The organism is Bradyrhizobium guangdongense (assembly GCF_006483445.1).
Lineage (GTDB): Bacteria > Pseudomonadota > Alphaproteobacteria > Rhizobiales > Xanthobacteraceae > Bradyrhizobium > Bradyrhizobium guangdongense_A.
The window spans coordinates 1-1,719 of the sequence record NZ_PPPT01000343.1; the positions used below are offsets into that span (position 1 = coordinate 1).

Below are 1,719 nucleotides of genomic sequence, written 5' to 3' on the forward strand. Positions count from 1 at the left end.
AGCTCGATCGCGGCCGTGGTCCGGTTGCCACCGTGCTGGTCCAGCGCGGCACGCTTCGCGTCGGTGACATCATCGTCGCCGGCGCCGAAATGGGCCGTGTCCGTGCGCTGATCTCGGATCAGGGCGAGACCGTGCAGGAAGCCGGCCCCTCGGTCCCGGTCGAGGTGCTCGGCTTCAACGGTCCGCCGGAAGCCGGCGATCGTCTCGCCGTCGTCGAGAACGAAGCCCGCGCCCGCCAGGTCACGAGCTACCGTGCACACCAGAAGCGCGAGAACGCGGCTGCCTCGATCTCGGGCATGCGCGGCTCGCTCGAGCAGATGATGTCGCAGTTGAAGACCGCGGGCCGCAAGGAATTCCCGCTGATCGTCAAGGCCGACGTGCAGGGCTCGCTGGAAGCGATTCTGGGCTCGCTCGAGAAGCTCGGCACCGACGAGGTCGCCGCCCGCATCCTGCATGCAGGCGTCGGCGGTATCTCGGAATCCGACGTCACGCTCGCGGAAGGCTTCAACGCCGCGATCATCGGCTTCTCGGTTCGTGCGAACAAGGAAGCGGCTGCCGCCGCCAAGCGCAACGGCATCGAGATCCGCTACTACAACATCATCTACGACCTCGTGGACGACGTGAAGAAGGCGATGAGCGGCCTGCTCGCGCCGACCTTGCGCGAAACCATGCTGGGCAATGCCGAAATCCTGGAGATCTTCAACATCTCCAAGGTCGGCAAGGTTGCCGGTTGCCGCGTCACCGACGGGACCGTGGAACGTGGCGCCAATGTGCGCCTGATCCGCGACAACGTCGTCGTGCACGAAGGCAAGCTGTCGACGCTGAAGCGCTTCAAGGACGAAGTGAAGGAAGTCCAGTCCGGTCAGGAATGCGGCATGGCCTTCGAGAACTACCACGACATGCGTGCCGGTGACGTGATCGAGTGTTATCGCGTGGAGACGATCCAGCGCTCCCTGTAAGTCCAAATCTTACCGAAGCGCGACGATCATTTTGAACTGACAATATGAGAGCGCGACGGCCGGAATTGTTCCGGCCGTCGACGTCTCATTCGTTTCAACAGGACAAATGACAATGCTCGTGTCCCAACGCGGGCACGACGAGGTGATTTCAAGATTATGCCCCGCCACCACCAGAAAAAGAGTTCCGCGCCCGGCGGCTCGCAACGACAGTTGCGCGTCGGCGAGCAGGTTCGCCATGCGATAGCCGATATTCTGGCGCAAGGCAGCGTGCATGATGCGGACCTCGAAGGTCACATCATCACCGTGCCGGAGGTGCGGATGTCGCCGGACCTGAAACTCGCCACCATCTACGTGATGCCGCTCGGCGGTCGCGACACCGAGATCGTCATCGCTGCGCTCGAGCGCAACAAGAAATTCCTGCGCGGCGAAGTCGCGCGGCGCGTTAACCTGAAATTTGCACCTGACATTCGCTTCCGCGTCGACGAGCGATTCGACGAAGCGGAACGGATCGAGAAGTTATTGCGAACGCCTGCGGTGCAAAGAGATCTGGATAAGGATCAGGAAGAAGAACAATGATCATGGACCCGGCCCACGGCGCGATCGGCACCGAAGAGACCGATTCGCGCGACGTGCAGAAAAATAATTTCGATGAGCTGCGCAGCGACACCACGCCGCATCATCAGGAGGCACGCCGCGTCAACAACGATCCGCGCGCCAAGCAGCAGAAGAACAATCAGCAGCCGCGCCGCGACCGGCGCGA

Annotated in this window: 2 protein-coding genes and 1 pseudogene; all 3 read left to right on the forward strand. The window is 62.2% G+C overall.

What is annotated here, in order from left to right:
- Positions 1–959: translation initiation factor IF-2 (locus C2U70_RS32695; protein ID WP_246666928.1), on the forward strand; the 959-nt coding region annotated here is incomplete at its 5' end.
- Between the two features lie 156 nt (positions 960–1,115).
- Positions 1,116–1,535, forward strand: coding sequence for a 30S ribosome-binding factor RbfA (gene rbfA / locus C2U70_RS32700; RefSeq protein ID WP_140982914.1), 420 nt, complete (start codon positions 1,116–1,118; stop codon positions 1,533–1,535).
- Positions 1,532–1,719, forward strand: a pseudogene (locus C2U70_RS32705) (tRNA pseudouridine(55) synthase TruB); the annotation flags it as partial. The gene rbfA and the pseudogene C2U70_RS32705, both read left to right, overlap by 4 nt.